General features: G+C 39.9%; 27 protein-coding genes. 22 read left to right on the forward strand and 5 right to left on the reverse strand.

The annotated features are described in order from the left end of the window. Positions 1-5: 5 nt before the first annotated feature. Genes BTO22_RS03610 through BTO22_RS03690 form a run of 17 tightly spaced genes read left to right on the forward strand, consistent with a single transcriptional unit; the run spans position 6 to position 15,245 of the window. Positions 6-728 carry a beta-ketoacyl synthase chain length factor gene (locus tag BTO22_RS03610; RefSeq protein ID WP_105054307.1) on the forward strand — a complete coding sequence of 241 codons (723 nt, stop codon included), beginning with the start codon at positions 6-8 and terminating at the stop codon, positions 726-728. Then, entirely contained in the window at positions 729-1,526 is a 798-nt protein-coding gene (locus BTO22_RS03615) for a lysophospholipid acyltransferase family protein (protein WP_105054308.1), read from the forward strand. A gap of 7 nt (positions 1,527-1,533) precedes the next feature. After that, positions 1,534-1,791, forward strand: coding sequence for a phosphopantetheine-binding protein (locus BTO22_RS03620; RefSeq protein WP_060990463.1), 258 nt, complete (start codon positions 1,534-1,536; stop codon positions 1,789-1,791). An 11-nt stretch (positions 1,792-1,802) separates the two neighbouring features. Then, positions 1,803-2,054 (forward strand): acyl carrier protein, encoded by a 252-nt coding sequence (locus tag BTO22_RS03625; RefSeq protein ID WP_060990464.1) that lies wholly within the window; start codon positions 1,803-1,805, stop codon positions 2,052-2,054. Next, positions 2,054-2,614: a COG4648 family protein gene (locus BTO22_RS03630; RefSeq protein WP_105054309.1), complete on the forward strand. Its 561-nt coding sequence runs from the start codon at positions 2,054-2,056 to the stop codon at positions 2,612-2,614. Before BTO22_RS03625 ends, BTO22_RS03630 begins: the two co-directional genes overlap by 1 nt. Further along, on the forward strand, positions 2,590-3,978 hold the full coding sequence (locus tag BTO22_RS03635; RefSeq protein WP_181044553.1) for an AMP-binding protein: 1,389 nt from the start codon (positions 2,590-2,592) through the stop codon (positions 3,976-3,978). The genes BTO22_RS03630 and BTO22_RS03635 overlap by 25 nt, the downstream gene beginning before the upstream one ends. A gap of 11 nt (positions 3,979-3,989) precedes the next feature. Next, a complete protein-coding gene (locus BTO22_RS03640; RefSeq protein ID WP_105054311.1) occupies positions 3,990-4,367 on the forward strand; it encodes a 3-hydroxyacyl-ACP dehydratase FabZ family protein in 378 nt (125 codons plus the stop codon). Further along, positions 4,367-6,058: a glycosyltransferase family 2 protein gene (locus BTO22_RS03645; protein WP_105054312.1), complete on the forward strand. Its 1,692-nt coding sequence runs from the start codon at positions 4,367-4,369 to the stop codon at positions 6,056-6,058. The genes BTO22_RS03640 and BTO22_RS03645 overlap by 1 nt, the downstream gene beginning before the upstream one ends. Continuing rightward, on the forward strand, positions 6,048-7,583 hold the full coding sequence (locus BTO22_RS03650) for an HAL/PAL/TAL family ammonia-lyase (RefSeq protein WP_105054313.1): 1,536 nt from the start codon (positions 6,048-6,050) through the stop codon (positions 7,581-7,583). The genes BTO22_RS03645 and BTO22_RS03650 overlap by 11 nt, the downstream gene beginning before the upstream one ends. Then, positions 7,583-8,041, forward strand: a complete 459-nt coding sequence (locus BTO22_RS03655) for an acyl-CoA thioesterase (protein WP_105054314.1) — start codon at positions 7,583-7,585, stop codon at positions 8,039-8,041. The genes BTO22_RS03650 and BTO22_RS03655 overlap by 1 nt, the downstream gene beginning before the upstream one ends. Beyond that, positions 8,034-8,654 carry an outer membrane lipoprotein carrier protein LolA gene (locus BTO22_RS03660; RefSeq protein WP_105054315.1) on the forward strand — a complete coding sequence of 207 codons (621 nt, stop codon included), beginning with the start codon at positions 8,034-8,036 and terminating at the stop codon, positions 8,652-8,654. Before BTO22_RS03655 ends, BTO22_RS03660 begins: the two co-directional genes overlap by 8 nt. Further along, positions 8,644-10,989 (forward strand): MMPL family transporter, encoded by a 2,346-nt coding sequence (locus BTO22_RS03665; RefSeq protein WP_374954012.1) that lies wholly within the window; start codon positions 8,644-8,646, stop codon positions 10,987-10,989. Before BTO22_RS03660 ends, BTO22_RS03665 begins: the two co-directional genes overlap by 11 nt. Beyond that, positions 10,989-11,588 (forward strand): DUF3261 domain-containing protein, encoded by a 600-nt coding sequence (locus tag BTO22_RS03670; protein ID WP_258132427.1) that lies wholly within the window; start codon positions 10,989-10,991, stop codon positions 11,586-11,588. Before BTO22_RS03665 ends, BTO22_RS03670 begins: the two co-directional genes overlap by 1 nt. Before the next feature lie 33 nt (positions 11,589-11,621). Next, the gene (locus BTO22_RS03675) at positions 11,622-12,812 is read left to right on the forward strand and encodes a beta-ketoacyl-[acyl-carrier-protein] synthase family protein (protein WP_105054317.1); all 1,191 of its coding nucleotides are present in this window, start codon (positions 11,622-11,624) and stop codon (positions 12,810-12,812) included. After that, positions 12,809-13,276, forward strand: a complete 468-nt coding sequence (locus BTO22_RS03680) for a hotdog family protein (protein WP_181044554.1) — start codon at positions 12,809-12,811, stop codon at positions 13,274-13,276. The genes BTO22_RS03675 and BTO22_RS03680 overlap by 4 nt, the downstream gene beginning before the upstream one ends. Before the next feature lie 11 nt (positions 13,277-13,287). Continuing rightward, on the forward strand, positions 13,288-14,013 hold the full coding sequence (locus tag BTO22_RS03685) for a 3-ketoacyl-ACP reductase FabG2 (RefSeq protein ID WP_105054319.1): 726 nt from the start codon (positions 13,288-13,290) through the stop codon (positions 14,011-14,013). Further along, positions 14,010-15,245: a beta-ketoacyl-ACP synthase gene (locus BTO22_RS03690; protein ID WP_105054320.1), complete on the forward strand. Its 1,236-nt coding sequence runs from the start codon at positions 14,010-14,012 to the stop codon at positions 15,243-15,245. Before BTO22_RS03685 ends, BTO22_RS03690 begins: the two co-directional genes overlap by 4 nt. Positions 15,246-15,385: 140 nt before the next feature. Here the strand turns inward: BTO22_RS03690 and BTO22_RS03695 are convergent, their stop codons facing one another. Then, on the reverse strand, positions 15,386-15,832 hold the full coding sequence (locus tag BTO22_RS03695; protein ID WP_105054321.1) for an META domain-containing protein: 447 nt from the start codon (positions 15,830-15,832) through the stop codon (positions 15,386-15,388). A gap of 303 nt (positions 15,833-16,135) precedes the next feature. Beyond that, on the reverse strand, positions 16,136-16,414 hold the full coding sequence (rplY, locus tag BTO22_RS03700; RefSeq protein ID WP_060990479.1) for a 50S ribosomal protein L25: 279 nt from the start codon (positions 16,412-16,414) through the stop codon (positions 16,136-16,138). 242 nt (positions 16,415-16,656) lie between these two features. On the opposite strand from rplY, the gene BTO22_RS03705 reads away from it, so the two are divergent. Next, positions 16,657-17,082 (forward strand): cytochrome c, encoded by a 426-nt coding sequence (locus BTO22_RS03705; RefSeq protein ID WP_258132430.1) that lies wholly within the window; start codon positions 16,657-16,659, stop codon positions 17,080-17,082. A gap of 30 nt (positions 17,083-17,112) precedes the next feature. Here the strand turns inward: BTO22_RS03705 and BTO22_RS03710 are convergent, their stop codons facing one another. Next, on the reverse strand, positions 17,113-18,837 hold the full coding sequence (locus BTO22_RS03710) for a DEAD/DEAH box helicase (protein ID WP_105054323.1): 1,725 nt from the start codon (positions 18,835-18,837) through the stop codon (positions 17,113-17,115). 131 nt (positions 18,838-18,968) lie between these two features. Between BTO22_RS03710 and BTO22_RS03715 the strand changes: the two genes are divergently transcribed. Then, a complete protein-coding gene (locus BTO22_RS03715) occupies positions 18,969-20,513 on the forward strand; it encodes a phospholipase D family protein (RefSeq protein WP_105054324.1) in 1,545 nt (514 codons plus the stop codon). Positions 20,514-20,592: 79 nt separating this feature from the next. Here BTO22_RS03715 and BTO22_RS03720 read toward each other — a convergent pair whose 3' ends face one another. After that, positions 20,593-21,255: a CatA-like O-acetyltransferase gene (locus BTO22_RS03720; RefSeq protein ID WP_105054325.1), complete on the reverse strand. Its 663-nt coding sequence runs from the start codon at positions 21,253-21,255 to the stop codon at positions 20,593-20,595. Positions 21,256-21,422: 167 nt separating this feature from the next. On the opposite strand from BTO22_RS03720, the gene BTO22_RS03725 reads away from it, so the two are divergent. Beyond that, a complete protein-coding gene (locus tag BTO22_RS03725; RefSeq protein ID WP_105054326.1) occupies positions 21,423-21,926 on the forward strand; it encodes a YcxB family protein in 504 nt (167 codons plus the stop codon). 120 nt (positions 21,927-22,046) lie between these two features. On the opposite strand, the gene BTO22_RS03730 is transcribed toward BTO22_RS03725, so the two are convergent. Beyond that, entirely contained in the window at positions 22,047-23,135 is a 1,089-nt protein-coding gene (locus tag BTO22_RS03730; RefSeq protein ID WP_105054327.1) for a methyl-accepting chemotaxis protein, read from the reverse strand. Positions 23,136-23,450: 315 nt separating this feature from the next. Between BTO22_RS03730 and BTO22_RS03735 the strand changes: the two genes are divergently transcribed. Next, positions 23,451-24,545, forward strand: coding sequence for a Fic family protein (locus tag BTO22_RS03735; RefSeq protein WP_105054328.1), 1,095 nt, complete (start codon positions 23,451-23,453; stop codon positions 24,543-24,545). A gap of 161 nt (positions 24,546-24,706) precedes the next feature. Further along, positions 24,707-24,947, forward strand: a 241-nt coding sequence (locus tag BTO22_RS03740; protein ID WP_146107526.1) for an AAA family ATPase, incomplete at its 3' end; no start/stop codon positions are given.

Below are 24,947 nucleotides of genomic sequence, written 5' to 3' on the forward strand. Positions count from 1 at the left end.
GCATCATGGCATACGCAAATTTTAATATTATCGATTGGCACGCAATTTCGGCAGGCATAGAAAGCAAAACTGCGTGGCAACAATGGCAAGAAACTAACTTCACTTGGCCGAAAGGTGAAAAAGCGTCAGTTGATAAAATTCCTGCAATGGCACGACGTAGAATGAGCTCATTAAGTAAATTAGCCGTTCAAACTGCTTTACGATTAATTGAAAATCAAAATGTGGATTATTTGGTATTTGCCAGTCGTCACGGTGAACTGACAAGAACCAGTGCATTATTAGAAGATATTTTAAATGGAAATGATGCCTCTCCAATGGCATTTTCTCAGTCAGTGCATAATACGGCGGCTGGCTTATTTACTATTACTGCAAAAGAATCCATTCCTGTGACGTCTATTGCTGCTGGAGAGAACACGTTCCACTCTGCATTAATCGAAGCATCCGCATATTTATATGACAATCCTAATCATCGCGTTCTCGTTGTTGATTTTGATGAGCCGCTTCCTTCTCATTATGAAATATTCGAGAAAGAAGCGTATCAGGGTTATGCATTAGGGCTGATTTTAAGCGTTGGAGAAGATATTCGGGTTGAGTGGAGCAATAAACCATCAGTTAGCCCCGAAGTTTTACCTCATGGGTTGCAATGTATTGCTAACTTAGTAGGATCAAATGATCAATGGAAGGTTAATAGTCAATCAATCCAATGGATATGGACTCGTAATAAATAAATGACGGTATTTTCACGGATAGATAAATATTGGCGAATAGTGGCAACAGGGCTTTGCTTCTCTCTTTTTGGTATTGGCGCGCTGTGTTTAACATTTATCATTTTTCCTACGCTTACGTTTACCGCAAAGAATGCGCAACAACGAGAGATGCGTGTGCAATTGATTATTCAACGTAGCTTTTTATTGTTTTGTAAAACCATGCATTACAGTCGTGCTATTCGTTATCAGTTTGACGGTGCTGAGCTCTTAAAAAATGATAAAAGCTGTTTAATTATCGCTAATCATCCTAGCTTGATTGATTATGTTTTAATTGCTTCACAATTACCGCAATGTGACTGCATTGTAAAAGCGGCGCTATGGCATAATCCTTTTATTCGCGGGATAGTGAGAGCTGCGGGGTATATTCCAAATCGTGAACCAGAAGCATTTTTAGAAGAGTGTTCAGATAAGTTAAATTCAGGAAATGTATTGTTAGTTTTCCCTGAAGGAACACGGACAACATCTGGTATTAAATCTAAACTGCAGCGTGGCGCGGCACAAATAGCCGTTCGTAGTGAAAGTGATTTACGCATTATTCATGTCACGGTAACGCCAAGTTTCTTAACTAAAGAAGCAAAATGGTATCAAGTTCCAGATGTGCGCCCATTCTTTCATGTGCAAGTGAAAGATAAGGTAGCCATTGCTCCATACATTGAAGACGCTGATTCTTCGTCGTCAGCGGCTCGAAACGTAAATCGATTTTTAGATACAGCCTTGTATCCACAAAATAAATTTAAAACATCAAAAGAAAATAAGTAGGTTATTGATGGAAGTATTACATAACGAAATTAAACAATTAATTATTGAAGCGCTTAACCTAGAAGATATCTCTGTAGATGATATTGAAACAGAAGCCCCATTATTTGGTGACGGTTTAGGTTTAGATTCTATTGATGCCTTAGAATTAGGTTTAGCGATAAAAAAGCAGTACAACCTAGTATTAGATGCTGACGATACTCAAACTCGTGAACATTTTGCGTCAGTAGCAAACTTGGCTGCTTACATTACTGAAAATAAAGCGTAAGAGAGTAAGTCATGACAGATGTAAATAAGGAACAAGTATTAGAACAAGTAACGACAGCATTAGTTGAGTTATTTGAAATCGATGAAGCAGATATTACCCTTGATGCTCAACTGTATACCGATCTTGATTTGGACAGTATCGATGCGGTTGATTTGGTTGTTCACTTACAAAAAGTAACAGGCAAAAAAATCAAACCAGAAGAATTTAAAGAGGTTCGTACTGTTGAAGATGTAGTTAACTCTGTCGCTGCACTTCTAAAATAATGCGTTGGCTGACGGTATTGTCAGCCATTGCACTGCTTGCTTATCCGCTAGCGGTTTACTACGGTCTCCATTTTGGTGGAATTACGACAGTAGCAGGCGTGCTGGCGGTGTTGTTTGTAGTGCGAATGGTCGGTGGCAAACAGGTTCCAATTAAAGAGCTTAAATACATCGCGATGATTAGTGGAGCGGCAGGGATTATTCTTGCTGGTCTTGGTTGGGTATTTCGCTCTGAAGGGTGGTTTACTTTCTACCCTGTTATTGTCAACGTGGTTATGTTTATCGTCTTTTGTTGGAGTCTATTTCAGCCACAAAGCATGATAGAGCGATTTGCTCGCCTTCAAGAACCAGATCTTCCACCTAGTGGTGTTGCGTACACTCGAACAGTCACAAAAGTGTGGTGTGTATTTTTTGTTATTAATGGTTCTATTTCACTTTCTACCTGCTTTTTAGATATGAAAGTATGGATGTTGTATAACGGTTTTATTAGCTATTTATTGATTGGCACCTTGTTTGTTAGTGAATGGTTAGTTCGTCAATGGATAAAGAGAAAAGAAGTATGAGTTATCAATCTCTCTCTGATGTAGTTTTACAAAACACTCTTACTCATGTCGTCTGCTTTGATGAACAGCATAATCATATTAGCTATCAGAGATTTCAAGCGGACGTTCAACGAGTATGTGGCTTTCTTTCGCATCAACCAGAGACTAAGTGGGCGCTGTGTTTTGATGACAGTTATCAATTTGCTGTTTCTTTTCTTGCGCTAGCTCATGCTAATAAGCACATCATTTTACCGGGCAACCATCAACCCGCGGCACTCACTGAATTGTCTGAACATTTTGATGCACTATTGCATGATGACATTATTCAAATCATGCCATGTGAAAGGCATGTAGAGTATTTAAATATTACTACTGATGCCTCTGTTCCGTTATCTCCATTAGTATTGAATCAAGTTTGCCTTACTTTATTTACATCAGGCTCTACTGATACGCCAAAGCCAATTAAAAAAACGCTGCAATTGTTGGATAACGAAATTCAACAACTCGAGTCACTTTGGGGTAATCAACTCGGCTCATCAGAGATTTACAGCACTGTTTCTCACCAACATATTTACGGCTTATTATTCAGAGTACTATGGCCATTATGTGCAGGGCGTGCATTCAGTTGTAATAATTTTGCTTATCCTGAGCAAATTTTATCTCATCGCCCAGAACATCAGAAGACGCTAATTTGCAGCCCTGCATTATTAAAGCGCCTTGCTGATCATGAAGGTTACAATCGTTATCAAATGGTATTTTCTTCTGGTGGCCCGTTAGCCATTGAAGGGGCAGACCAAAGCGAGCAGAAATTATCTTTGCGTCCGTTTGAAGTTTATGGGAGTACCGAAACGGGTGGGGTAGGTTATCGACAACAGGTTGAGCCGACATCATTATGGACTTTTTTCCCTTCTCATAAAGCACGATTGAATATCGAACATTGCTTAGAGCTGTTATCTCCGTTTATTGATGATGAGCTTTGGTATCCGACCAGTGATTACTGTGATTTGTTAGATAATGGACAGTTCATGCTAAAAGGGCGAGTCGATAGAGTCATTAAAATTGAAGAGAAACGGCTTTCACTGACTGAAGTTGAAAAACGTTTAATGCAGCTTGAATGGATTAATGAAGCGGCTGTGATCCCAATGGAAGAAGCGAAACGTACCGTGTTGGGTGCGGTTATCGTTCTTTCAGATGCAGGGAACAAATCAATACAACAAGGCTCTAAAGGTAAGTTTTGGTTAAAGTTACGCTCTGAATTAAGAGAGTGGTTAGAACCTGTTGGTATTCCACGTCGCTTTAGGGCGGTTAAAGAAATTCCATTGAATAGCCAAGGTAAGCGTCAAATGCACGACTTACAGCAGCTATTTAATGATGTTAATGATTAAAAGAAGCACTCATGACAAAACGTAAACCGACAATTATTTCGACTGAGCTGTCAGTTCAAGATGACAATCAATCTAGCATAGTTATTTCTATGCGAGTGGATGATGATCTTTTAGATTTTACGGGGCATTTTCCTAATCACCCATTATTACCCGGTGTGACCCAGGTGGATTGGGCTATTTATTATGGTCAAAAATATTTGCAGGCAAATTCTGTCTTTAAAGGGATGGAAGTTCTGAAGTTTCAAGAACCAATCCTGCCGAATACTCATGTTGAACTAGAGTTAAAGTGGATTAAAGATAAAGAGAAACTGTATTTTTCTTTTAGTTCTAAGCATGACGATAATCTAAGTAAACACTCTTCTGGACGTATTTTATTAGGACAACAATAATGACAACTTTTCGTCCTTGTTTTCTTATCCCTTGCTATAACCATGGTGCGACAATGCCTGCGGTTGTTGAATCATTAATGGCTTTTGGTTATCCAATACTTATTGTTGATGATGGCAGTCAGCCTGAGACAAAAAAAACTCTAGCGGATGTGGAAGCATTTCATGATGATGTAACCCTAATTACATTGGCTAAGAATCAAGGAAAAGGCGGGGCGGTTATTGCAGGAATTGAAGCGGCTTATCAGCAAAGTTTTAGCCATGCGATTCAAATTGATGCCGATGGTCAACATGATTTAGATGCATTGCCTAAGCTAATTCAAGAGTCGCAAACCTATCCGACAGCCTTGATCTCTGGTCAGCCAATCTATGATGAAAGCGTGCCTAAATCTCGTTTGTATGGACGCTATGTCACCCATGTTTGGGTATGGATAGAGACGCTTTCTTTTGCGATTAAAGACAGTATGTGTGGCTTTCGTTCTTACCCAATAGGCCCAACGATCAGTGTTCTTGAACGTGCCGTTTTGGGACGAAGAATGGATTTTGATACCGAAATAATGGTCCGTATGTATTGGAATGATACAGATATCCGTTTTATCAACACACGTGTAATTTACCCTGAAGATGGCATCTCTCATTTTGATGCTTTATGGGATAACGTTAAAATCAGTTGGATGCACACTAAGTTGTTTTTTGGCATGCTGCCACGAATCCCGTCATTATTAAAACGAAAAGCCATACAAGACGATCATTGGTCGTCTCATGCTGAGCGTGGCACTATCATCGGAATGCAGTTGTTGTTGTGGGTGTATTCTACTTTTGGTCGTCGTGTTTTCTCGTTATTACTTAAGCCAGTGATGGCGTATTACTACTTACGTGGTGGCTCTGTAAAACAAGCGTCTGATGATTTTATTCAACAAGTAAATGCCTACGCTCGGGTTAAAGGCATTGCACTGCCTGACAAACTCACTCCTTATCGTCATTTAGTTTCATTTGGTGAAACTATGTTAGATAAACTGGCGGCATGGCGTGGTGATTTTTCTGAAAAGAATTTAATTGTGCATGGTACTGAGCATTATGAAGCGTTATCTCAACGTGAAAAAGGCATCGTAATGTTAGGTTCACATTTGGGTAACCTAGAGTTATGTCGTGCTCTGAGTCGTCGACACAAAGATCTTAAAATTAACGCACTGGTGTTTACTGAACATGCAGAGCGTTTTAATGCAGTAATGAAAACGGTTAATCCTCAATCTGAGGTTAATGTGATTCAAGTCAGTAAAATGGGGCCTGATACCGCTATTTTATTACAGCAAAAGATAGATGCAGGTGAGTGGATTGTTATTGTTGGTGATCGTACTTCAGTGACTAAAGAAGATCGTGTTATTTGGGCGGACTTCCTAGGCAAACCAGCGCCATTCCCGCAGGGGCCATTTATGCTGGCTTCTATCTTAAAACAACCGGTTTACCTTATGTTTGGCTTGCGTGATGATTCACAAAAAGAGCCACGTTTTGATGTGTATTTTGAACCGTTCTCAGAACAAATTACATTACCTCGCGGTAAGCGAGAAGAAGCTTTGCAAGAAGTCGTACAAAATTATGCCCAACGATTGGAGCATTTCACACTGAAAGCACCATCGCAGTGGTATAACTTTTTTAATTTTTGGCAGTTAACTGGAAAGAAAGATGACAACTAATTCAATTACATTTGGTAAGGGACGTCTGACGATTGAAGACGTTGTTGAAATTGCAAATGGTGCTGATGCACAACTTAATAACTCTGATGCATTTACTGCTAAAATTGACCGTGGTGTTGAGTTCTTAGAGCGTCTTTTAAAAGAAGAAGGCGTGATTTATGGTGTGACAACCGGGTACGGAGATTCTTGTACGGTTGCTATCCCAATGGACTTAGTGGATGAGTTGCCATTACATTTAACTCGCTTTCATGGTTGTGGTTTAGGTGAGAACCTAGATGAACAACAAGCACGTGCGGTATTAGCCACTCGTTTGTGTTCGTTATCGCAAGGCGTATCAGGCGTAACTCATGATTTATTAAATCAAATTGTAACGCTTATTAATCATGGTATTTCACCACGAATTCCTCAAGAAGGTTCAGTGGGCGCAAGTGGTGATTTAACGCCGCTTTCTTACCTTGCAGCAGCTCTGATTGGTGAGCGTGAAGTGATCTATAAAGGTGAAATTCGCGCAACGGCTGATGTCTTTAAAGAATTAAATATCACACCAATTAAGTTGAAGCCAAAAGAAGGTTTAGCGTTAATGAATGGTACGTCAGTAATGACGGCGTTGGCATGTTTAGCCTATAAACGTGCTGAGTACCTAGCGCAAATGGCAACCAAGATCACCGCAATGGTTTCTGTTGGCATGCAAGGTAATGACTTTCACTTTGACGAAGCATTATTTGCCGTAAAACCGCATCCGGGTCAACAACAAATCGCTTCGTGGTTACGTTCTGATTTACACAACGAAACACCACCAAGAAACAGTGATCGTCTGCAAGACCGTTATTCTTTGCGCTGTGCGCCTCACGTTATTGGGGTTCTTCAAGATAGCCTACCGTTCTTACGTCAAATGATTGAGAACGAATTGAACAGTGCTAACGATAACCCAATTATTGATGGTGATAATGAGCGTGTTCTTCATGGCGGTCATTTCTACGGTGGTCACATTGCTATGGCGATGGACATGCTGAAAACAGCGGTTGCTAACATTGCTGATCTACTTGATCGCCAAATGGCACAGTTAATGGATTATAAATTCAACAACGGCCTACCATTCAACCTAACTGGCGCAACTGGCGCTCGTAAACCAATTAACCATGGCTTTAAAGCGGTACAAATTGGTATTTCAGCGTGGACAGCAGAAGCACTTAAAGGCACGATGCCAGCAAGTGTATTCTCTCGTTCAACAGAATGTCACAACCAAGATAAAGTGAGTATGGGGACCATTGCTTCTCGTGATTGCTTACGTGTTCTTCAGTTAACTGAGCAAGTAACTTCAGCTTCTCTATTAGCGGCAACTCAAGCGTTAGTGTTACGTGAGAGACAAGGCGAACTAAGTGATGATGAGTTAAGTGTTGAGCTGAAAACCATGCGTGATGCGGTCTTATCTGAATTTGCTTTTGTAGATGAAGATCGCCCGTTAGAACAAGACCTACGCAATATTATTACTAAAATTCAACAACAACATTGGACGCTATATTAATGTCAAACACTGTGATTAATGCTGATGGATCATCAACGTTGAACGTATTAAGTTCAGAAGTGTTGATCACAACTGCTTTTCAAGATGCGGACCCAATGGGCATCATTTACCACGGAAACTATTTCCGATTTTTTGAAACTGCTCGTCATGAGATGCTGAAAAAAATCGGATACAGTTATAACGATATGGTTGAATCTGGTTATCTCTGGCCAATCATTGATGTTGGTGTCCGATACACTAAATCCATACGTTACGACCACACTATTCGAGTGGTGGCAACACTGACTGAATGGGAGAACCGTATGCGTGTAGATTATGTTATCTATGATGCGGAATCTGGAGTCAGAATGACAAGAGGGCATACGATGCAGGTTGCTGTTGAGATGAAAAACGACGAAATGTGCTTTGTATCACCTAAAGCATTTACCGATAAAGTAGAGGCTTACCAGAATGCATAGCATTAAACGATACATCTCAACCTTGTTATTGTCGTTAAGCGTTTTATTCAGTGCAAATAGTTTTGCTTTTGATGTAAATGATTTACAGCAGCAACTCGCTCAGTCAGCGTTAGTACGTGGTGACTTTCAGCAAGTTAGAACGATGCAAATGTTCAGTCAGCCACTATTAACATCAGGGTCTTTTTTATTGGATCATGAGAAAGGGTTGTTATGGCAACAAACTAAACCATTCCCTATTACATTGACGTTAACGCAGAATAAACTTCGTCAGTTAATAAATGGTGAAGCCCAAGTGATGAATGACACTCAAAACCCAATGGCATTCTACTTTACGCGATTATTCCTTTCGTTATTTAAGGGTGATACTGATGCGATTAAGGAAAATTTCACCTTAACGTTATCGGGCGAAAAAGAAGCATGGACGTTGTTATTAACACCAACCACATCACCGATTGATAGTGTGTTTAAATCGATCAAAATCGAAGGCGGTACTTACTTGAATCGCGTTGTGTTAAGTGAAGCTCGTGGTGACGTAACAGAAATGCTGTTTACTAAGCAATCAACCAAACCAATTACATTAACAGAAGAAGAGTTACGTGCATTTGCCTTCTAACTGGTTCAAGCCTCGACAGTTTGCTTTAAGTTGGTTATTGATAATTTTAGGACTTGTTGGTCTATTTGTTTATCAAGCCAACACAAAGGGCGTTCTTCCTGTCGAGACCAATATATTAGCGCTACTGCCTGATAATCAACAAGATAAGGTTGCTCAACACGCGTTTGATACCATAGCAAATACCATGAGTGATAAAGTGGTGTTTGTTGTTCGTCAAAAGCAGAATGACAATAAAAAACTCATCAATGCTGTTGAGCAATTTAGTGCTGCCTTAAAAGAGCTGCCTTTATTTGATTCTGTTACAGAAACAGTAAGTAAAGACCAGCAGCAAGCGTGGGGTCAATATTATTTTCCTGCTCGCGCTCAGTTATTAACTGAAAAACAACAGCAGCAATTAACCTCAGCACCAGAGCAACAAGTTCAACAGGTATTACAAGCGCTGTATAACCCTTTTTCGGGTGTGACAGGGCTTGAATTAGAAAATGATCCATTTCTATTATTCAGAGACTACTTGTCGGGTTTAACAACAAGCTCTGGCAACATTAAAATAAAAAATGGTTATCTCACAGTAACGGTTGATGATCATAAATACATTGTGATCACCGCCGATCTTGCTGGATCATCTTATCAACTTTCTTTACAGCGGCAATTGCCTGATTTAATGGCATTAGAGCAGAGCATACAGAAGCAATTCTCGGTTGATGTGCAGCATACAGGCGTTATTTTCTATGCTGCTCATGGTACAGAAAGTGCAAAAGGTGAGATAAGTACTATTGGGCTTGGATCTTTGATCGGTATTCTTGTTTTAGTTCTGGTCGTATACAGAAGTGCCATGCCATTAGCGCTTGCTCTATTGTCTATTACGACAGGTTTATTCTGCGCTTATGTATTAACGATTGCCTTCTTTGGTTCAATCCATTTATTTAGCTTGGTATTTGGTGCTAGCTTGATAGGCGTCTCTATTGATTATGCCTTTCATTTTTTAACTGATCGCCTGAATGCCAGTGCAAAATGGAATTCAGCTGAGGGTATAAAACAACTTTTTCCAGCAATTACCTTAGGGCTAATCACAAGTTTGATTGGGTATCTAGGTATGCTAATTGCGCCATTCCCAGGCTTACAACAATTATCGCTATTCTCAGCCATCGGGTTAACTGCTGCTTATTTTACCGTTGTGTGTTGGTATCCGTTACTTGCAAGTAAGCCAAGTAACTATCATGTTATCCCTGCTCAACGAGCATTAAGTCAATGGTTACTTGTGTGGCAGCAACCTTTGCTGCGATTAGTGTTACCATTAAGCTTATTAGTCGCTGCTGTTTTTGGGGTTACACAAGCAAAGTACGATGATGATATTCGTCAACTTCAAGCTTTACCACAAGCGCTGCAGCAACAAGAAAGAGAGATCAAAAGCATTACCGGTGTTGGGGGATCTCAACAATTATTATTGGTTCGAGATAACTCAGAAGAAGGGCTGTTACAGAAATTAGAGACAATCTCACATGAGTTGGATCAAGAACAGGGGTTTGGTGGGTTTCAATCTATCAGCCGTTATGTACCTTCGCAAAAAACACAGCAAGCAAATTACCAACTGGTTAATGATTTATACCGAACTCAAACGAGTACTTATCAGGAAGTAATACAACAAAAGAAAGCATTGCCCCAATTACAACCATATAACGCGCTTACGATTAAAGGGTTTTTAGCATCTCCAATTTCAGAGAGCGTAGGTTTCTTGTGGCTTGGGAAAATTGATAATGTATTCGCATCTGTTATTACCTTTAATCAAGAGGTTGATAGCGCAGCATTAAGTGATTTTGCCCAAGATAATGGCGTCACTTACCTTAATAAAGCAGAAGAGATTTCTACTTTGTTTGCTCAATACCGACAACGAATTACTGAACTGTTATTGATGGCGTATCTTGCGATATTTTTATTGTTGCTACCTCGTTATAAAGTAAAGCAAGCTTTCTTAATTGTATTACCCCCTTTTATTGCTGGGTGCGCAGGATTGGCGGTTACGATATTAACCGGAGTACCACTAAATCTGTTTAATTTATTAGCCTTGATGTTGATATTGGGAATAGGGATTGATTACACCCTTTTCTTTGCTGAGCAGAATAAGCAAGGAGATCACTCGCACAGAGAAAGCACGTTATTAGCGATTTCATTATCAGCGCTAACCACCATCCTTTCTTTTGGGCTATTAGCATTAAGCGAAACCCAAGCAATACACAGTTTTGGTATCACAGTATTAACAGGTATCATTGTGGCTTGGTTACTCGCACCATTAAGTCAGTTACCTCTGTATCATTTACCTAATAGAAGAGAGAAATAATGATGAACCAACGTGCAGTACTTCGTTATTTTAGCGTCTTTATTTTGCCGTTTATCCTGATGGGATGTACATCAAAACCGATTAAACAAGCTAATCAAGTAGAGGTTGCTCAACGTAAATTTATTACGCTTCCTCAACCGGCTCAATATGGCAGTGACTTATCATTAAGCCAGTTAATCTCAGTAGAATTTCAAGGTAAGAAACAACAACTTCCAGTTCAATTGCAACTGACAGGTAATGACCTTGTTCTCGCGGGTTTTGCTTCATGGGGCTCACGATTACTTAGCTTAGATTATGATGGCTTAACATTAGATACTTATGTTATGGCTGGGCTTTCTGAGACATTACCTCCACCAGAGCAAGTTTTATTCAATGTTATGATTACCTTGTGGCCAATCGAGTCTTGGCAGGCATCATTAGATAGCATTGGGTGGAAATTAAGTGAGGGTGATAATCATCGAATTTTGGTTGATGATACCGGTAAAACGGTATTAGATATTCGTTATGATTCAATTAAAAATAAGTTTGATGGTGACATTTTGTTAACCAGTCCTCATTTAGGTTACGTCATTAAAATTAAAACGTTTTCACATTCATAGAAGCGCAAACTCAAAGAATAATGGATAAATAAAATGAGTGATTTCCCTGTATATATTCATGCCTGTGGTTCGCATTCAGCATTAGGTAAAGAGACAAGTGATATTCATCAGTCTCTTAGTGGAAATAAAGCCCCATCAATGAGAGCAGAAGGTGGGTGGTTAAATGATGGTAAATCAACTGTTGTTGGCAAAGCAGAAGGTGAGTTGCCAGAAGTACCGTCGAGTCTATCTGGGTTTAATACCCGAAATAACCAATTAGTGCTTTCAGCATTGCAGCAAATAGAACCTCAAATCCAAGAAGCGAAAGCAAAGTACGGCGCGGATCGTATTGCTGTTGTTGTCGGGACAAGTACGTCGGGGATCTCTGACGGAGAAATTGCACTGAGTGAGAAATTGCAATCAGGAGCTTTCTCTGCTGGTTACCACTATCGTAAACAAGAATTAGGAAACCCTGCTGAGTTTGTTGCTCGATATTTGGATCTTTCTGGCCCTACGTATGCAATCTCAACGGCGTGTTCTTCGAGTGGAAGAGTATTTTTATCAGCGAAACGATTATTGAAATCAGGCTTTGTTGATGCGATTATTGTTGGTGGAACAGATTCTCTATGCAAATTAACCCTTAACGGCTTTAATAGTTTAGAAGCGTTATCAAATGAACACTGCTTACCATTTAGTCCTAATCGAAAAGGGATTAATATTGGTGAAGCCAGTGCCTACATGCTATTAAGCGCAGAGCAGAAAGATTCCGATGACCCCATAGCCTTACTTGGGGTTGGTGATAGTTCTGATGCCCACCATATTTCAGCGCCACACCCAGAAGGAAAAGGCGCAATAGAAGCGATGGAAAAAGCATTAAAAGATGCAGGACTTAATGCTTCTGAAATTGGTTATATTAATGCTCACGGAACAGCGACCCCATTAAATGATGCGATGGAATCAAAAGCCGCCTATGCCGTATTTGGTTCGCAAACACCAATCAGCTCAACTAAACCACTCACAGGGCACACGTTAGGTGCCGCTGGCATTATTGAAGCATCGATTTGCTGGCACATACTAAAATTTAACTTACCCTTGCCAATGCAAATTAATGACGGTGAAAAAGATACCGAGTTAGCCGACATTAATTTAGTGACTAATCACGTATTAGAAAAGAAAGCAATCATCAGTAATTCATTTGCTTTTGGTGGCAATAACATCAGTTTAATTTTTGGATATCAATCATGAGTACTATTCCTGATTTAATCGACCTTTTGCCTCATGATACGCCATTAGCGTTAGTTGATAAGTTGATTGATGTTCAAGAGCTGTCTATTCACTGCCAAGTCATTATTAGTGATAAGAACGTCTTTTTTAATCATGAAACCAACACGATTCCTGCATGGGTAGGCATTGAGTTTATGGCACAAAGTGTCGCTGGATGGTCTGGTTATCATGCATGGAAAAAAGGCAATAAGTCCCCAATAGGCTTTTTGCTTGGCAGTCGAAAATATAAAGCAGAGTGCAGTGAATTTCAGCAAGGCGACACACTCGACATTTTTGCAGAGCAAATCTTAGAGAATAATGGCATGGCGGTATTCAGTTGTTATATTGAATGTAATAGCCAGCAAATAGCGTCAAGTCAATTAAACGTATTCGTGCCAACAGAAGAAAAATTAGAAGAGCTTTTAGCTCCTAAGCAAGACAAGTAGTAGAGGGAATCATGATGAGACAAGTATTAGTGACCGGAGCCAGTAAGGGGATTGGTCGCGCAATTTCAGAACAGTTAGCAAAAGATGGTTTCTTTGTGGTTGTTCACTATATGAGTGATAAAGCAGGAGCTGAACAAACATTAGCGACAATTGAAGAGAACGGCGGCGCAGGTCGCTTAATTCAGTTTGACATTAGTGATCGTGTTCAATGTCGACTTATGCTTGAACATGACATCGAAGTGAATGGTGCGTATTACGGCGTTGTGAGTAATGCGGGAATTACTCGTGATACCGCTTTTCCAGCAATGACAGAAGGAGAGTGGGACAGCGTTATTCATACTAACCTAGACAGTTTCTATAATGTTCTTCACCCTTGTGTTATGCCTATGGTTCAAAAGCGTAAAGGCGGACGTATTGTCACGTTGGCATCAGTGTCTGGTATTGTTGGTAACCGTGGTCAAACCAACTATAGCGCCGCTAAAGCAGGCGTGATTGGTGCTACGAAATCGTTAGCGCTTGAACTTGCAAAACGAAAAATTACAGTAAACTGTGTCGCTCCAGGTTTGATTGATACCGGTATGGTTGATGAACATGTAAAAGAGCATGCATTACCGCAAGTGCCATTACGTCGAATGGGTGATCCTGAAGAGGTTGCAGGGCTTGTTAGTTACCTAATGTCAGATGTTGCGGGTTATGTGACTCGCCAAGTTATCTCTATTAATGGTGGTTTAGTATGAGTCGTCGTGTTGTGGTAACTGGCATGTCGGGCGTAACAGCGCTAGGCAGCGATTGGAACACCGTAGGCGAAAACTTGCGTAAGTGTGAAAATGCCACTCAATATATGCCAAGTTTTGAGGTTTATGATGGCCTTAACACTAAGCTTGCAGCACCGATTGATAACTTTACTTTACCAAAGCATTACACTCGTAAAAAGATCCGCTCAATGGGGCGAGTGTCATTATTATCCACTGTTGCTTCTGAGCAGGCGTTAGAGCAAAGCGGTTTGATTGGTAATGACGTTCTAACCAACGGTCAAACAGGTATTGCTTTTGGCTCATCAACGGGCTCAACTGATGCCGTAGGCGCTTTTGGGGTCATGCTAAGCGAGAAAAGTACTAAAGCGATTACAGCAACAACTTATGTGAAAATGATGCCTCACACCGCTGCGGTAAACGTAGGGTTATTCTTTGGCTTACGTGGTCGTGTTATCCCAACAAGCAGTGCGTGTACTTCGGGTAGCCAAGCGATTGGTTATGCGTATGAAGCCATTAAACACGGTTACCAAACTGCAATGGTTGCAGGTGGTGCAGAAGAGTTATGCCCAACAGAATCAGCCGTATTTGATACATTATTTGCAACTAGCTTAAAAAATAATGAGCCTAAAACATCGCCAAGTCCATATGATAAAGATCGAGATGGTCTAGTTATTGGTGAAGGCGCAGGTGCACTAGTACTTGAAGAATACGAGCACGCAAAAGCACGTTGTGCGACGATTTATGCTGAATTGATCGGTTTTGCAAGTAACTGCGATGCAGCTCATGTGACACAACCTCAAATGGAAACCATGCAGCTGTGTATGGAAATGTCATTGAAAGATGCGAACTTATCTCCAGAACAAATTGGTTATGTGTCAGCGCACGGTACAGCAACCGAGCGAGGTGATATTGCAGAGAGTACAGCAACAGAAAACGTATTTGGTTCATCAATGCCAATTAGTTCATTGAAATCTTACTTCGGTCATACGCTGGGTGCTTGTGGCGCGATTGAAGCGTGGTTATCGATAGAGATGATGCGTAACAATTGGTTTAGCCCAACCTTGAATCTACATACTGTAGATGAGCGCTGTGGCAAGCTTGATTACATTACAGGCACTGGTCGTGAGCTTGATTGTAATTACATTATGAGCAATAACTTTGCGTTTGGTGGTATCAATACATCGCTTATCTTTAAGCGTTGGACTGAAGCTTAGAAATAACAAACAATAAAAAACCGGTGAGGGGAATTCACCGGTTTTTTTGTATCTTCAGATTGGTTAGATCGAAGATAGATTTATACCAATGTAACTAATTAGATCAGATAATTAATGGAATTGGTATTAACACAACTTGATTAGTTTACCCAATCACGCAGTGTGAAAGTTAGCTCATGCTCTTGACCTTTAAGGATCAAGTTTTCTTTAGTCAGTGTAATGTCGCTCCATGTAGATAGAGTACTAGACATAACTTGTTCAGTTGTCATTACATCGCCCATACACATCTTCATTGTCATTCCCATTTTTTCAATACGGAATTGACCTTCAGCGTTTAACTCACCTTGACCAAAGAAGTTGTTACAGCCAGCGTTACCATTAGCTGTCATTTTCTCGCCAATTTCAAGACGTGGAGCTTCCATTCTTTCAGGAGTAGTAATGTCTTTACCATCAACTTGCGTTAACTGCCAGTTGTGGTGTTGAAGCATGTCAGCAGAAACTTGAGCGTCAGCCATTAGATTATCGCCATTGCTTGCACATGCAGCCATTAATACAGGTAGAGATACAGCCACTAATAATTTTTTCATTTTAACTCCTAACTGGTTTATGAAGTTTAACTTTTTTTAATACACCGAAGTATAGAAGAGAATACCCCAATATTGTCAGTAAAACGTAAAAAACACTGTCCAATTACTGTTGTCTTATAATTTAGAATACAAAATGAGAAGGGGATCTTAGTTTTTAAGCAGAAGAGAATTGGGAGATTCTATAATCGTGTGCGTCAGATAGATTAAAGCCCCGATACTGGTAATATCAGGGCTTTAAAGGGGTTGTTATTTCAATTGGTAAGAAAGAAATAACATAATGCAAAAGAATAAAACAGACTCGAATTAGATGCGGATGAAGTCCATGTGCTCAACTTTAGGCTTAAACGCGTGACGTTGAACGTCTTGCGGTTTAACCTTAACAGTAGCGCCATCGATTACTAGCTCAATTGCTTCGTAAAATTCAGGCTTATCCATTTGGTTGATGATATCACTGTGGATTAGTTCGATTGATACTGGAGCTTCTGTGCCACCGTAAACGATTGCAGGGAATTTACCAGCGTGACGAAGGCGGCGGCTCGCACCCTTACCTTGTTCAGTACGTACTACTGCTTCAAATTTCATAGTCTTTACTCTCAAAATAGTAAAATAAAAAAATGCCATTAAGCTTAGCGACCTAACTTAACAGACTTTCGTTTCGAAAAACGAGCGCGAATAGTACCACCCCATTATTTATCTAACAACCTATTTTCGTGTGTTTTAAATAGTATTTTGGTAATGTAAAGAAATTGCCGTTAAAATAGAGCATCGCGGCATGTAATATTAGTGGATGGTGGACTGATAGAGAAAAACGAATGGAGGCAAATATGAAAAAAATAGGGATAATTACGTTATTTTCTTTTTCCGTAATAGCAGCGGATTACACTAAAGAGATAGAGACTCGACAAGATAATTTTCAGCACCTCGATGCAACGGCTGATTTATTGGATGATGAGTTTGATAAAGATGCATTAGATTGGGAGCGTATTATGCCGTTAGCCCAAAGTGCGCATTTAACAGTAGAAGAACAGAAAACCCTGTTTCCAGAAGGCAGCGCAGACAACAGCCGAGCACGGACTAAAATTTGGGCCCAAAAAGCAGAATTTGAAGCTAAATTTAATACGCTATCGCAGCAATTTATGTTAATCAGCGAAGCTGCAGTAGAGCAAGATGAAGTGGCAGCACGAGCCGCGCTTGATAAGGCGTTCTCTCAGTGCCGCTCTTGTCACATGAATTATCGTTCGCTGTGGTAATTTTCTAGATAATACCAATCATAATTTAAATTACTCTTCAAAGATTTTATCGCGAATAGACCAAAACTTCCCTTGTTTACGAGCAATCACAAAACTCGGTGGACGAAAACGGTGTTGGTTATTCGCGATTTTTATTGCCGTTGTTTCTTCAAATGGACGGTGCCTATCCACTAAATGAGGACGTACAAAGTTATTCAAAAATAATTGCTTCTGTTTTTTAGTCGTCATTTGCCATACTTCATGCAGTTCAGAATCATCATCACCTAAATAGGTGACCTTAATTTGTGGCTTATCGAATTGGTTTTTTCCTGCGGTAAGCGTCAAATCAATACAGTTGAGAATTCGAACATCTTTTAATTTGAGTGCTTCCTTTAGCTTTTTGTCTGGATCAACTAAGATCGCATCACATTCATGGCAAATACGTGCTGCAATATCATTATCTGCACCACACTCGTTACAGTATTTGGCTCTAAAGCGATAGCCACACTCTTCACGCGTGCCTTCATCATCTTCGAAATAACCTTGGCAGCGACGACCAAAATGCTCAAGTAAAAAGCCATTACTGTCTAACTTCCCCCAGAAGTTATTATTAAAACCACAGGCAGGGCAGGGAATAGTAATGATTTCACTGTTGCTATCAGGTTTAGGGTCACCAACTTCTGGTTGGTAGAGATCGTAGCAATTACCCGCGTAATCTAAAATCGTACACTCGGTTTTTCCTTCTGCTAAACGCAGGCCTCGGCCAATAATTTGTTGGTATAAACTGACCGATTCTGTTGGACGTAAAATAGCGATTAAATCAACATGAGGTGCATCAAACCCTGTCGTTAATACTGAGACATTGACTAAAAATTTGGTTTGTTGTTTCTTAAAGCGCTGAATAATAGCATCACGCTCGACCACTTTAGTGTCGCCAATCACCAACTCAGATTGCTCTGGTGGCAGTAGTGATAATATTTCTTGAGCATGGCGAACCGTCGCAGCAAAGATCATCACGCCTTTTCTGTCTTTGGCGTATTCCACTATTTGTTGAACGATCTGTGGTGTGGCTCGTTTGGATTCTTCAATCACCAAATCCAATTCTGATTCTTTGTATTTACCGGTAGAGGCTGGCTTTAATTGCGAGAAGTCATAGCTTAATACTGGGGCATCTAAGAGTTTTGCTGGCGTTAAAAAACCTTCATCCAATAAGTACTGAATAGGCAATTCAAAAATGCAATCACGGAAAAAACGAGGCGTATCAGTTTTGACTTGTCCACGGGTGTGATATTGGTAAATCCAACCAATCCCTAAACGATAAGGGGTAGCGGTTAAACCGAGCACCTTAATACCTGAGTTTTGGGTTTGTAAGTGCTCAATCACTTTGCGGTAACTGGTGTCTTTGTTATCAGGCACGCGGTGGCATTCATCAATAACTAATAAGGAAAATTGATCCTTAAATGAATCAAGATTACGCACCACAGATTGCACAGAGGCAAACACCACTTTCTTATCGTTTTCTTTACGACCTAGCCCTGCTGAAAATATAGAGGCTTCTTCACCATAACCTTCATATTTCTCATGGTTTTGCTCAACAAGCTCTTTAACGTGAGCAAGTACCAACACACGACCTTTTGCTATTCGTGCTAATTCAGCAATCACCAAACTTTTCCCGGCACCCGTAGGCAGCACTAACACCGCAGGCGTTGTGTGTTTTCGGAAATAATGGATAACCGCTTTAACAGAATCTTGTTGGTAAGGTCGTAATGTATACATGGATATATAAACAGTAGTTAAGGCAAAAAAGCATCATATCAGAATATATAAGATTACTCTTTGTTTTCTTGCTAAGATTACGGCAGAGATAATCAGGATTGATTACTAAAAATTAAAAGGAAGTTTAATAAATGTCAGTGCTTCAACGCATTAATATCACCCTATTTTTCGTCGCTATTCTTTCGGGGTGTGGTTCACTTCCTGATGGAATTGAGCACGCTAGCGAGCCAGCAGTAGCACCGATAACAAGTTCTTTATCTGAATTAAGAGATACATCGATACCTAAAAAAACGACACAAGAAACCAGTGCCGTTTTAATACAAGATGCAGGGTGGGATGCCTTTGCTCAACGGTTAGCATTGATTGAAACCGCAGAGCACACCATTGATATTCAATATTACATCTGGAATTCAGACACATCAGGCCATTATCTAGCGAGTCGCTTATTAGCGGCGGCTGATCGGGGCGTAAAAGTTCGCGTTATGCTTGATGACATCAACTTAAACGAGCGTGAAGATCTCTTGATTGCGCTTAATTCTCATCCTCAAGTTGAGATCCGTGTCTTTAACCCAATTCCAACCCGTCGCGGAGTGACTAAGTGGGTGAACTTCTTAGGGGATTTTTCTCGCCTAAATCGTCGTATGCACAATAAATCATTCACTGTTGATGGCGCTTTTTCTGTGGTGGGTGGGCGTAATATTGGCGATGAATATTTTGATTTGTCTGAAGAGATTAATTTTCGTGATCGTGATGTGTTAGTAACCGGCTCTGTGGTGGCTGATATTCAAACGAGCTTTACTCAATATTGGGACAGTACTTGGTCTTACCCAGTCGATTTATTAGCAAAAGAAGTTTCATCAGAACCAGCCTCACAGCAACCTGTGTTAGATGAGATTGATGCACCTGTTTATAAAAACTACCCAGCTTTACCTGAGGGGAATAAAACGGCGCATCAATACTTAACTAATCTAATGGAGAAAATGACTTGGGTTAACGCTCAATTTGTTTTTGATCGCCCTGTACCGCTGGATAAAGATAACACCAGTGAGCCAAAATCAACGGCGAAAGCGCTCGCGAAATTAGCCAGTGAATCAGACAAAGAGATCTTATTAGAATCGGCTTACCTTATATTTGATGATAACCAACTCGAAGGGTGGCAAGAATTGGTTAGTAAGGGTGTTGAGATAAAAGCGTTAACTAACTCAATGGCATCGAACGATTTAACCACTAATCACTCAGGTTACGCAGGTCGCCGTCAAGATATGCTTGAGCACGGCATTCAACTTTATGAATTAAAACCAGAAGCTGGATTATGTGAAGAATCGACTAGAGATATCTCTAAGTGCGCACCAATATTGCCTTATGGACTTCACGCTAAGTCTGCTGTTTTTGATGATCGTATCGCGAGTATCGGCTCTTTTAACTTCAATTTACGCTCAACGTACCTGAATACAGAGTCGATTTTAATCATTGAAAATCAAGAAATCGCACAGCAACTCACGCAAGATATCGAACACGCCATGGATGAAGAAAACAGTTGGCATCTAAAACTGCAAGAGGGCGAAGTCCGTTGGTATTCAGGCGACAAAAGCTGGCAAAGTGAACCAGAAACTGGCCGATGGGAGCGATTTGAATCTCAATTTTTGCAGTTATTGCCAATAGAGAAGTACTTGTGATGTGAATAATAGCCTTAATCTAATCACATTTTGATTTGAATAGGGCGTCGAATCGCATTATTAGTGATTTGAATGAACGCTATTTAGCTCGCTCAAGCTGCGATGGATTATCAAACATCGCTTGTAATGTCTGTATGAATTGCCCCACGTGTAAACCATCCATCAAGCCATGATGCACTTCAATGGACAGTGGCATACGCCATTTCTCACCTTGGTGAACTAGTTTTCCAAATGCCATTTTAGGCACGCTATCTGGGAAGTTAACGTCTCTAGCATGAGTCATACTGGTGAAATCTACCCATGGCAATACAGTTAAATGAATCGTGTTCTGCTTCATCTCTTGGCCAATGAACTGTTCTACGATAAAAGGCGTGTTCTTAATTCGAGTTTCAGCATTGGTGGCACTGAGTGTAAAGTCAGAAAACGTAGGCTCATGGTCTAAATCGCAAAAACGTACCGTATTATCATCGGCGAGTAGCGCCACACTGACACACATAGGTGAGTAAATGCGAACTTCTTCACCCATAAGGCGATAGCTCATCGGTTCACATTTATTTAGCGCTTGCTGAGTTAGGTAAAGATAAGCATGGAAGAAGCGATGATTATGCTGCTTACAATATTGGCGCAGTGCCGTTACATCGATATTGGAGCAGATGTTATACCAAGGATGACTAAAACCTTGATAGAATTTTAAATGTTGAGATCGCGCCCATTGGCTGATATCTAGCACTTCATACGCCATTGTGATTTCCCTATAGAGTTCACTGATTTTGGTTGGGCTGATTCTATATACCTAATTGACTTTAAGATATATTTGAATGTAGAAAAACCTCAAGAAACGGTACAATACCCAAGTTGCAAGATCGCAGCATAGAAACTCATTCACATAAAACCGTAAAGTAGCCCTATATGTCTAAAGATTTTAGTGTCACCACAGAATACATACTCGATAAGACTTTCTTTACTGAGTGTTATGATCAAACTAGCCAGCCGATTACCTTTCCAAAAGCCTATTTAAAAGGAATTCTCTTTTTTCTTTTTGGTGTGGCGCTATTAAAACTTGATCTATTACCTAATGGTTATATTGGTTGGTTCTTTATTGCGTTAAGTATTATCGAAGCGTTCAGTATTTATTTTAAGAGGACGTGGTGGGTATGGCGACAATCCATCAGCTCGCTCTCTGGTAGTAAAGTGGTGTTTAAAGTTGATGCAAATGGTGTGAGCTATAAAAGCCTTAAAAACACCAAAAACTCCCGCCCCATTGCTTGGAGTGACATCGACCAAGTTGAACAAAGTGATTTAGGGCTTATTTTTCATATCGGTAAACAGCGCCAATATGTCAGTAAATCGTGCTTAAATGAGAAAGAGATCGCCTTCATTGTAGAGCAGCATGAAACATCAAAAGCCGAGTAATCGAATCACATTTTGATGTGAATAGGTGGGTTAATCGCATCATAAAATGATGTGAATACTCTTTAGTTGTGGAGGCTTGATAATCCACTCAAGCCCACAATCGAATTGAGATGAATTACTTTATTTGTCTGCAACGATTTCATCCATTAAACGATCAATCTGAATTACGACTTGTTCGCTTGAATCTTCCATTGTATTAATTGATGTAATCATATCAGCCATATTACCAGTTTGAGCTTTACTCATGGCTTTACGTCCATTGTCGTGAACTGCCTTGTGAGGCGCTTCCAGTAGAGCATAGCTTTTTAGATGATTATAAGCTTTGCCACTTCCTTTGTAGTACCACTGACCCAATCGACATTCTGAGTGAGTATTAACGGTTTCGTCGAATGAGTGTTTTTGCAGTAAGCGATAAATATTGTTTTTCCAAATCGCATGATCAAGTTTTACCGTATCAAGGAACGCTCTCGTTGAAGCCACATAAATGATCTCTTTCATGTGCTCTGATTTATCAACGACTTCATTTACGATGGTTCCAATTTGTGCTGAAGAGGCCGATACTTCTTCGGCACACTTTTGGTTTTCATCGATAGATATTTTAATGGTATCCACTTGAGTTAAAACTTGGTTCACTAGGGAATCAATCTGCTCGCTAGCGTCACTGGCTTTGCTTGCTAGGGTTCTTACTTCATCAGCAACAACAGCAAATCCTCGTCCTGCATTACCTGCACGAGCCGCTTCAATCGCTGCATTGAGAGCAAGTAAGTTTGTTTGGTCAGAAATTTCTTGAATTGTAGAAACAAGATGAGAGATGGAGTTAGCGGTTTTATCTAATATTTGAACAGATTTAATGCTTTGGGTTGTTTGAGAGCTTATTTCTACGGCTCTATTGTCAAGTCGAGTGAGGGCTTGATGGGTTTGTTTAAATACTTCACTAAGTTGTTCTAGGTTTTCATTCTCTTGCGCCATCGATTGAGCGCTTTCTACCATTGCAGTTCGAATGGTTTGAAGCATATTACCACCTTTTAAACTGCTCGAAATCAAACCGTCGCTACTTTGATAATCTTGTTGTACTGAGATGACTTGCTGTTTAGCTTCTTGGAGCTGTTCTTCTAATTTCTGAATATCTGTTTGGTATGTATTTTTAAGATCAGATAACTCTTTTTTTAGAGCTTCATTTTCTGCTTTGACTCGATTTAATCTAAACATAAGTTAAGAAATTAATTAAATGGTCTCCCTAGTCTACCAAGAATGGTTGATTTTTGTCATACCAAAGATAGTAGATATTGGTTATTTAAGTAAAATATTTGAGGTGGCCATTCCTAATTATAATTCTAGATTAGTGATTGAGTGGTGATTTATTTGTTTTTTGTATGGTACGTGCAATTAAAATCATTGTTTTAAGTTCTCTAGATTATTGATGTGAATAGGAGGTTTAATCGCATCATAAAATGATTTGAATAAGCAGGCTATTCGCATCATACTGTGAGTAGATTAAGAGAAATTAAATCAGAGGAAGGCATTATGTGGATATGGAAGCAAGATAAATGGCCTCACTTTTATTGGGATGAACGCGTTATTGAGCCGTTATTAAGGTCGGTTAGATTTAACCAAGGGCTTTTATTAGGGAAGATGACGAGCCAAGACCAAGAAAAAGCCATGCTTGATACGTTACTTGCCAATATTGTTCACTCAAGCGCGATTGAAGGTGAAACGTTAAATGCGTTCTCGGTGCGTTCTTCGCTAGCGAATAAATTAGGATTAAGTGAAGAGAGACCTTTTCCTACTACTGAGCAGACTGATGGCCTTGCTGAGATCATGCTTGATGCGGTAGAAAACTTAGATACGCCTTTAACACTCGATCGTATTTTGCATTGGCATAGTCGTTTATTTCTTCAAGGCTACATCATGTTTAATCCTGTGGTGGGTGGGCAATTACGTGGTGATGTACCTATGCAAGTGGTATCAGGCCGTATTGACCGTCCTGTGGTTCATTTTGAAGCACCAAGCCGAGATATTCTTGATGCTGAATTGAATCAGTTTATTGATTGGTTCAACACATCAAAAGATGACACTTCGTTAGATCCTTTATTAAGAGCTGCAATGACTCATTTATGGTTTGTGACGCTTCATCCACTTGATGATGGTAATGGAAGAATCACTCGTCTACTTACGGATCTTGCATTAGCCCAAGCTGAGCAGCAATCGGTTCGATTCTATGCCATGTCGGTAGGTATTTTGGCGAACCGCAAAAGCTATTATGAGATTTTAGAACAAACCCAAAAAGGGGAGTTAGATATCACCGCTTGGCTACAATGGTTTTTTGAAACCCTTGATAGTACGTTTTCAGAAGTATTTAACGAAATAGACAGAACGATTTTTAAAACTAACTTTTGGCGCAAGGTTGATCAAACCAAGCTGACAGAAGAGCAAGTAAAAGTACTTAATCGGATGTTAGATGGTGATTTTGAAGAAGGCATTAATACCTCTCAATACCATAAAGTCGCAAAGGTAAGTAAGCCAACAGCATCTCGGCATTTAGCAATGTTAGTTGAACTTGGTTGTTTGGTTAAAACAGGGGCGGGTGGCCGTAGTACTCGTTATGTTTTGGGGGAGTAGGAATTTTGGTTATGATGAGTTTTTAATTGGTCTATTTTTTAAATTAAAATTATCAAATTATCAAATTATCAAATTATTGAGTTTATTTGATATATGGATCAACAATGTATATACGATTTAATATTAAAATAATAGCTTAATGGTAACCTGATGAGAAACTCATGAAAATTAGCTTTGTAGATATTCAAAATTTTAGAAAATTAAAGCGTTGTCGTGTGGATTTTTCGGAGGAGCAAACACTTTTAGTTGGTGCAAATAATAGTGGAAAGACTTCTGCGACAGATGCGTTGATTTGTTTTCTAGATAAAGGGAAAAAAATAACGTCAACAGATTTTACTTTATGCAATTGGATATTTTTGAATAGATTTGCTCAATCATGGATGAATGAGGATACAAGTGCTT

Origin of the sequence: Aliivibrio sifiae (assembly GCF_002954705.1) — a bacterium.
GTDB lineage: Bacteria > Pseudomonadota > Gammaproteobacteria > Enterobacterales > Vibrionaceae > Aliivibrio > Aliivibrio sifiae_A.

What these genes read in the sequence shown, in the direction of transcription:
- BTO22_RS03610 (WP_105054307.1), top strand. Translation starts at nt 6, where the DNA reads ATGGCATACGCAAATTTTAATATTATCGATTGGCACGCAATTTCGGCA.
- BTO22_RS03615 (WP_105054308.1), top strand. Translation starts at nt 729, where the DNA reads ATGACGGTATTTTCACGGATAGATAAATATTGGCGAATAGTGGCAACA.
- BTO22_RS03620 (WP_060990463.1), top strand. Translation starts at nt 1,534, where the DNA reads ATGGAAGTATTACATAACGAAATTAAACAATTAATTATTGAAGCGCTT.
- BTO22_RS03625 (WP_060990464.1), top strand. Translation starts at nt 1,803, where the DNA reads ATGACAGATGTAAATAAGGAACAAGTATTAGAACAAGTAACGACAGCA.
- BTO22_RS03630 (WP_105054309.1), top strand. Translation starts at nt 2,054, where the DNA reads ATGCGTTGGCTGACGGTATTGTCAGCCATTGCACTGCTTGCTTATCCG.
- BTO22_RS03635 (WP_181044553.1), top strand. Translation starts at nt 2,590, where the DNA reads ATGGATAAAGAGAAAAGAAGTATGAGTTATCAATCTCTCTCTGATGTA.
- BTO22_RS03640 (WP_105054311.1), top strand. Translation starts at nt 3,990, where the DNA reads ATGACAAAACGTAAACCGACAATTATTTCGACTGAGCTGTCAGTTCAA.
- BTO22_RS03645 (WP_105054312.1), top strand. Translation starts at nt 4,367, where the DNA reads ATGACAACTTTTCGTCCTTGTTTTCTTATCCCTTGCTATAACCATGGT.
- BTO22_RS03650 (WP_105054313.1), top strand. Translation starts at nt 6,048, where the DNA reads ATGACAACTAATTCAATTACATTTGGTAAGGGACGTCTGACGATTGAA.
- BTO22_RS03655 (WP_105054314.1), top strand. Translation starts at nt 7,583, where the DNA reads ATGTCAAACACTGTGATTAATGCTGATGGATCATCAACGTTGAACGTA.
- BTO22_RS03660 (WP_105054315.1), top strand. Translation starts at nt 8,034, where the DNA reads ATGCATAGCATTAAACGATACATCTCAACCTTGTTATTGTCGTTAAGC.
- BTO22_RS03670 (WP_258132427.1), top strand. Translation starts at nt 10,989, where the DNA reads ATGATGAACCAACGTGCAGTACTTCGTTATTTTAGCGTCTTTATTTTG.
- BTO22_RS03675 (WP_105054317.1), top strand. Translation starts at nt 11,622, where the DNA reads ATGAGTGATTTCCCTGTATATATTCATGCCTGTGGTTCGCATTCAGCA.
- BTO22_RS03680 (WP_181044554.1), top strand. Translation starts at nt 12,809, where the DNA reads ATGAGTACTATTCCTGATTTAATCGACCTTTTGCCTCATGATACGCCA.
- BTO22_RS03685 (WP_105054319.1), top strand. Translation starts at nt 13,288, where the DNA reads ATGATGAGACAAGTATTAGTGACCGGAGCCAGTAAGGGGATTGGTCGC.
- BTO22_RS03690 (WP_105054320.1), top strand. Translation starts at nt 14,010, where the DNA reads ATGAGTCGTCGTGTTGTGGTAACTGGCATGTCGGGCGTAACAGCGCTA.
- BTO22_RS03695 (WP_105054321.1), bottom strand. Translation starts at nt 15,832, where the DNA reads ATGAAAAAATTATTAGTGGCTGTATCTCTACCTGTATTAATGGCTGCA.
- rplY (WP_060990479.1), bottom strand. Translation starts at nt 16,414, where the DNA reads ATGAAATTTGAAGCAGTAGTACGTACTGAACAAGGTAAGGGTGCGAGC.
- BTO22_RS03705 (WP_258132430.1), top strand. Translation starts at nt 16,657, where the DNA reads ATGAAAAAAATAGGGATAATTACGTTATTTTCTTTTTCCGTAATAGCA.
- BTO22_RS03710 (WP_105054323.1), bottom strand. Translation starts at nt 18,837, where the DNA reads ATGTATACATTACGACCTTACCAACAAGATTCTGTTAAAGCGGTTATC.
- BTO22_RS03715 (WP_105054324.1), top strand. Translation starts at nt 18,969, where the DNA reads ATGTCAGTGCTTCAACGCATTAATATCACCCTATTTTTCGTCGCTATT.
- BTO22_RS03720 (WP_105054325.1), bottom strand. Translation starts at nt 21,255, where the DNA reads ATGGCGTATGAAGTGCTAGATATCAGCCAATGGGCGCGATCTCAACAT.
- BTO22_RS03725 (WP_105054326.1), top strand. Translation starts at nt 21,423, where the DNA reads ATGTCTAAAGATTTTAGTGTCACCACAGAATACATACTCGATAAGACT.
- BTO22_RS03730 (WP_105054327.1), bottom strand. Translation starts at nt 23,135, where the DNA reads ATGTTTAGATTAAATCGAGTCAAAGCAGAAAATGAAGCTCTAAAAAAA.
- BTO22_RS03735 (WP_105054328.1), top strand. Translation starts at nt 23,451, where the DNA reads ATGTGGATATGGAAGCAAGATAAATGGCCTCACTTTTATTGGGATGAA.